A 5,535-nucleotide genomic window follows, 5' to 3' on the forward strand; every position below is an offset into this window, starting at 1 on the left:
GAGAGATCCTTCGCCGCCGTGACCATCGCGGTCTGCGCATCCTCCACATCCTTCAGACGCATCGGGCCGAGCGACTGCATATCCTCGCGCAGCAGCTTCGCCGCACGTTCGGACATGTTGGAGAAGAAGAGATCCTTCAGCTCCTCCGACGCGCCCTTGAGGGCAATGGTCAGCTTGTCCTTGTCCACCGCGCGGAGCAGCGTCTGCACACCGGCCGGATCCATGCGGGACAGATCCTCGAAGGTGAACATCAGCGCGCGGATTTTCTCCGCGCTGTCCTTGTTCCGCTCTTCCAGGGCCGAGAGAAAACGGGATTCCGTCGCCCGGTCCAGATGGTTGAAGATCTCCGCCATCATCTCATGGCTGTCACGCCGGTTCGTGCGGGCAAGGTTGGACATGAATTCGGTACGCAGCACCCGCTCCACGTCCTTTTCGATATCCTTGTTCACCGCTTCCATGCGCAGCATCCGCATGACCACTTCCATCGCGAAGTTTTCCGGCAGGATCGACAGCACCTTGCCAGCATGGGCCTGACCGATCTTGCCGAGGATCACGGCCACGGTCTGCGGATATTCGTTCTTCAGATAGTTCGCCAGAACCTGCTCGTTCACATTGGCGAGCTTGTCCCACATGGTCCGTCCGGCGGGGCCACGGATTTCCTCCATGATATCGCCGACCCGGTCGCCACCGAGCACCTTGGTCAGCAAGCGCTCCGTCGAATCCATGGAGCCGACAAGCGAGCCCGTCGAGGAGACCTGCTCCGCGAACTCGACGAAAAGCCGTTCAACGATGTTGGAACTGACGGTGCCGAGACCGGCCATGACCTGGGAGACTTCCTTGATCTCCTCGTCATCGAGCATGGAGAAGAGCTTGCCTGCCTGCTCCTCGCCGAGGGACATCAACAGGATACCGGCTTTTTCCGGCCCGGTGATACCGCGATAATCCTCACGAATGCGCATGCCCATGTGCCGTGCCTTCTCTGTGAATTATCAATAATTGAATAAAATCGTAACAATTACGTTAATGCCTTCATAACCTTATAAAATAATGGCTTTAGGCAGGATGCCCCTGCCGGTTGCGGAAATCGCGCATGCGGCCGGACAGGCCATCTGGCAAACCCGCCGGGGAATAGCCGCGCAAGCACCGGATATCCCGCACGCCATCAAAAACGTATTTCCGGCGAAACGCTTTGGAGGTTTTCATGTCCGTCATCCACCGTCTTGCCGGTGCCGCCTATGGCACGCATCTGGGCGATCAGATCGCCCTCGTCTCTGTCCCGCTTGTCGCCGCGCTGGCCTTCAACGCCTCCGCCGAGCTGATCGGCCTTCTCGTCGCCTGCCAGTCCATGGCGCATCTGCTGGGCTCGATCCCCTTCGGCATGCTGGTGGACCGGCGGCAGTTGCGCAGCCTTGCCATAACCTCTTCCCTGATCGCGCTCTCGGGCTTCACCGGCGCCGGGTTTGGCGTCTGGACCGGGAGCGTTGTCTGGTTCGGGGCAGGCATCACGCTGGCCGGGTTCGGCACCGTGCTGTTCGCCCTCAGTGCCCTGTCGATCCTGCCGAAAGCTGTCCCGCCCGCAGGGCTGGCCCGCGCCAACGCCGCCATCGAGACACCGAAGGCGCTCTGCAGCTTTGCGGTTCCGCTGGTTGTCGGCCTGATCGTGGCCAGGGTTCCCGCGCCGCTGATCTATGCCGCCGCCGCATGCGCGGCCCTCGTCGCGCTGGCCTTCACCGCGTCCCTGCCGGCCTTCGAGACGAGCCAGGCGCCGCGCGTCTCCCGGATCACCCGGATCCTCGAGGGCGGGCGCTATGTCTTGGCGCACAAGCTGCTGCTCGCCATCTCCCTCTGCGCGATTTTCTGGAACCTCGCCTTCGCCGCCCTGCTGGTCGTGCTGGTGCCGACAATCCGGGACATCTACCACTTCGATCCCGGCACCTTCGGCGTCGCCCTCTCCGCCTTTGGCCTCGCGGCCGTTTCCGGGTCCTGGCTGTCCGGCCGCATAGCGGGCAGGATTGCCCCCAGCTTTATCCTGCTGTTCGGGCCGGGCAGCTCCGCCGTCGCCGCCGCCTGCCTGACGCAGATCGGGCCAAGCAGCCCGGACACTCTGCTCTATGCCTGCTTCTTCGGCCTCGGCTTCGGCCCCTCGATGTGGCTGATCGCGCAGAACTCCGTCCGCCAGCTCGTCACCCCGCCCGCCCTGCTCGGAAGGGTGAACGCGGTGATCCAGACCGCCATCTACGGAATCCGCCCGCTCGGCGCGCTGATCGGCGGCGCGGTTGCGGGTGCCGCCGGGCCGGAGGCCGGGATCGGGTTTGTCGCGCTGGCCTTTGCCGCATCCTTCGCCGTGTCGCTGTTCAGCGGGCTGCGGCAGGTGGTGAGTTATGAGAGTTTGAAGGCGCCGGAGGCCGCGTGACCAACAATCCTCAGAGCTGCGGCACCATGCGGGCGTGCAGGATGCGCATGACCTCAATTCCCGTTTTCGTCCGCCGGTAATAGATCATGTGCCGCTGGACAGGGTGGCGGCGATATCCCGTTCGGATATCGTCGCAAGCGCTTCCGGCAAAAGGCAGTTGCGCCAGCAGCGCAAAGGCGGCCGAGAGTTCATCAACATACCGGTCCGCGCGTGAAACTCCCCAAAGCCGGGCCGAGAACCGCCAGATCGCGATCAAATCCGTCCGCGCCTTGGGGGCGAGGCGGACGTCAGACCCGGCCATACTCCGCTTTCATCTTCGCCTTGAACTGCTCCGCATCGAACGGCTCCGACGGGCCGCTTTCCTCCGCCTCGGCGAGAGCGGCGCGGATCGCCTCGGTCTCGACCGCATCCGCCTGATCCCGCCGGATCAGATCGCGGATATATTCGCTGTGGTTCGCGTACTGACCCGATGCGATCCGATCCTTGACCCACGCATCCTGCTGTTCCGTGATGGAGATGGCTCTGCGTATGACGCTCATATGGCTCCTCCAGAGAGACACTGGTGCGACAATATCATAGGATTTGTGCAGGGTGAGCGGCTTTCGTCAAAGGCCTGTACGCCGGAAAGCGGAGCATGATGGCAATACGCCCGATCAAGCCCGAGGCCGACCACGCGGCGGCACTGACGCGGATCGACGCCCTGATGGACGTGGCACCGGACAGTTCAGATGGTGATGAACTAGACGTGGTTGTCACCCTGGTGGAAGCGTGGGAGGCTAAACACATCCCGATCCCCGCCGCCGATCCAGGCTCGGGCAAGCGAAGTACTGCTCGGCAAGCGTGAGCTATCCAAGGCGGTGATGTGGCGGTTGCATAAGAAGTGGAAAGTACCGGCGGAGTGCCTGATTGCACCGCGTGAGCGTGGGGCTGCTTAGGAAGACTGCGAGCGGAAATGAAGTGTGTGCCCCCTTAACTCCCATGAAAAATGTTAGCAGTTTGAAGAACTGCTTAGGTTTTTTCGACTCAAAACTCTATCCATAAGAGAAATTCACACCTAAACTGACAGTCAAAAGAACACAATAATCGACCACCCTCCGGAGAACCGACAAATGAATATCACAGACGGCTGCACAGTCAAGAAATTGGATCAGTGCACACCAAATCAAATTGTCCGAGAGCTTAAGTACGGAAGTAAAGGTACCCTTTCACTAGTCGCACTTGATTTTAATGATAAAAATATTCGATCTCTAATTTCTTTTGAAAACAATAAGCCAAATTACAAAATTATAAAAACGCCTACTAACCTTGATGTTCTAGCCTATGATGCAAAACCAATCCTAAAAATTGATCAAACAGGGCCTTTTGAAGGTTATGCAAATAACATCTACGATGAGAACGGAGTAGTCATTCGCACAGCTGATGCATGGATGATGAGAGTTCTGGAACACGAAAACGAATTTGGTCGTCAACGTGGTCTTTTTGATATCGAGAAAGGTGAACTAATTAATTACAGAGAAGATCTCACCTCAACTGGCTTTTTTGGCAAATGGAAAATTTACCTACCAAATGAATTCGAATCGACAGATGATTGGACAACTATCTGCGATTTTTTAGCTTGAACCAATTTGGATGAAAATTTGTGATCAAGATTTTTTTCTCCTACTCACATGCTGATGAAGTCTACAGGGATACACTTGAAAAACATCTTGCAGCACTTAAACACCAAGGGTTTATAGAGACATGGCACGATAGAAGAATTTTGCCCGGCGACCCGGTTGATGGCAACATATCCAAAAATTTAGAAAATTCAGAAATAATTCTACTTTTAGTAAGTGCTGATTTTATTGCTTCACCGTATTGCTACAATATCGAAATGGCACGGGCAATTGAACGTCACGAAGAAGGCTCAGCTCGCGTTATTCCTGTAATTTTGCGTCATTGCCTGTGGCACGATATGCCTTTTGGAAAATTGTTAGCCACCCCAACAGATGGCAAACCAATCAATACGTGGCCCGACCTAGATGAAGCTTTTGTGGACGTCGTCAAAGCAATTAAATCAGCGATCAACGCACAAAGCAGCACGATGCAACCCCAAAAACCGATACCGATCATTCTCCCAGAAGAAATTTCCGAACTCACCGAATTAGCAAATATTGAAATCATACGGTCAAGTAACTTAAGGATTAGAAAAGAATTTTCCGAGATAGATTACGATAATTTTTTGGACTTAACATTTGAGTATGTTAAGAGATACTTTCAAAATTCACTAGAAGAACTAAAAACACGCAATCCAGAATTGAACTTTCGCTTCCGAGAAATAGACTCAAACAAATTTATAACAACAATCTACAAGAATGGAGAATCCATTTCTAGCTGCAAAATTCGATTGGGAGGAATGTTTGGAAATAGCATAAACTACTCAATGAATGCTGACGCTAACGACAACAGCTGCAACGAAAGCGTTTCTGTAGAGCACGACGATCAAAACATGTTCCTGAAGCCGATGGGCCTTCCTTTCTCTGGAATCCGCACGTCCAAAATGACGAAAGAAGGAACAGCAGAATATTTCTGGTCACTATTTATCGAACAACTTCAATAATACCCACCCATTAAAGACTAAAATTCTATACTAAATCAAATAATCTTCAAACCCGAAATTTTAAATCATGAAAACAGAAATGAAAAATACATCAATGCGAAAAAATTATAAATCATAACTACAACGTTAATTTCTTTTCTGATTTTATACTCAAAATCCCACATAATCATGACACCAAGCGCGCTGAATATCCTGACTTGGAAAGCTGAGACAGACTGGTAAAGTCAGCTCTTTGCTCCATCTCTCTCACGCCCTACATTCTCCCCATGAGCACCCAACTCGACGAACCTCGCCCGCTGCCGCTTTACGGCGCCGTGAAGCCCGACCTGAAATCCGACGCGGCACCGCAGGACCGGGGGCATCCGTTTGAGATCGTCTCGGAGTACAAGCCGGCGGGCGATCAGCCGGCGGCGATTGCGGAGCTGATCGGCGGGATTACGCAGGGCGAGATGGATCAGGTGCTGCTCGGGGTTACGGGCTCGGGCAAGACCTTCACCATGGCGCATGTGATCCAGCAGGTGAA

General features: G+C 54.5%; 9 protein-coding genes. 5 read left to right on the top strand and 4 right to left on the bottom strand.

Annotation, left to right across the window (positions count from 1 at the left end):
• Window positions 1-965 (bottom strand): flagellar motor switch protein FliG (gene fliG / locus AAC126_RS21515; RefSeq protein ID WP_339857383.1); only part of this gene is annotated, 965 nt, incomplete at its 3' end.
• An 88-nt stretch (window positions 966-1,053) separates the two neighbouring features.
• A complete protein-coding gene (locus tag AAC126_RS21520; protein WP_339857385.1) occupies window positions 1,054-1,203 on the bottom strand; it encodes a hypothetical protein in 150 nt (49 codons plus the stop codon).
• Here AAC126_RS21520 and AAC126_RS21525 point away from each other — a divergent pair.
• Entirely contained in the window at window positions 1,202-2,413 is a 1,212-nt protein-coding gene (locus AAC126_RS21525) for an MFS transporter (RefSeq protein ID WP_339857386.1), read from the top strand. The two genes, AAC126_RS21520 and AAC126_RS21525, sit on opposite strands and share 2 nt — an antisense overlap.
• Window positions 2,414-2,423: 10 nt before the next feature.
• On the opposite strand, the gene AAC126_RS21530 is transcribed toward AAC126_RS21525, so the two are convergent.
• Both AAC126_RS21530 and AAC126_RS21535 read right to left on the bottom strand, forming a co-directional pair.
• The gene (locus AAC126_RS21530; protein WP_339857388.1) at window positions 2,424-2,714 is read right to left on the bottom strand and encodes a type II toxin-antitoxin system RelE/ParE family toxin; all 291 of its coding nucleotides are present in this window, start codon (window positions 2,712-2,714) and stop codon (window positions 2,424-2,426) included.
• Window positions 2,701-2,952 carry a type II toxin-antitoxin system ParD family antitoxin gene (locus AAC126_RS21535; RefSeq protein ID WP_339857390.1) on the bottom strand — a complete coding sequence of 84 codons (252 nt, stop codon included), beginning with the start codon at window positions 2,950-2,952 and terminating at the stop codon, window positions 2,701-2,703. Before AAC126_RS21535 ends, AAC126_RS21530 begins: the two co-directional genes overlap by 14 nt.
• Window positions 2,953-3,047: 95 nt before the next feature.
• On the opposite strand from AAC126_RS21535, the gene AAC126_RS21540 reads away from it, so the two are divergent.
• The 4 genes from AAC126_RS21540 to AAC126_RS21555 form a co-directional block, all read left to right on the top strand.
• Window positions 3,048-3,257, top strand: a complete 210-nt coding sequence (locus AAC126_RS21540) for a hypothetical protein (protein WP_339857392.1) — start codon at window positions 3,048-3,050, stop codon at window positions 3,255-3,257.
• Window positions 3,258-3,522: 265 nt separating this feature from the next.
• Window positions 3,523-4,032: a hypothetical protein gene (locus tag AAC126_RS21545; protein ID WP_339857394.1), complete on the top strand. Its 510-nt coding sequence runs from the start codon at window positions 3,523-3,525 to the stop codon at window positions 4,030-4,032.
• 20 nt (window positions 4,033-4,052) lie between these two features.
• Window positions 4,053-5,012 (top strand): toll/interleukin-1 receptor domain-containing protein, encoded by a 960-nt coding sequence (locus AAC126_RS21550; protein ID WP_339857396.1) that lies wholly within the window; start codon window positions 4,053-4,055, stop codon window positions 5,010-5,012.
• Between the two features lie 266 nt (window positions 5,013-5,278).
• Window positions 5,279-5,535, top strand: a 257-nt coding sequence (locus tag AAC126_RS21555) for a DEAD/DEAH box helicase family protein (RefSeq protein ID WP_339857398.1), incomplete at its 3' end; no start/stop codon positions are given.

Source organism: uncultured Nisaea sp., assembly GCF_963974195.1.
GTDB lineage: Bacteria > Pseudomonadota > Alphaproteobacteria > Thalassobaculales > Thalassobaculaceae > Nisaea.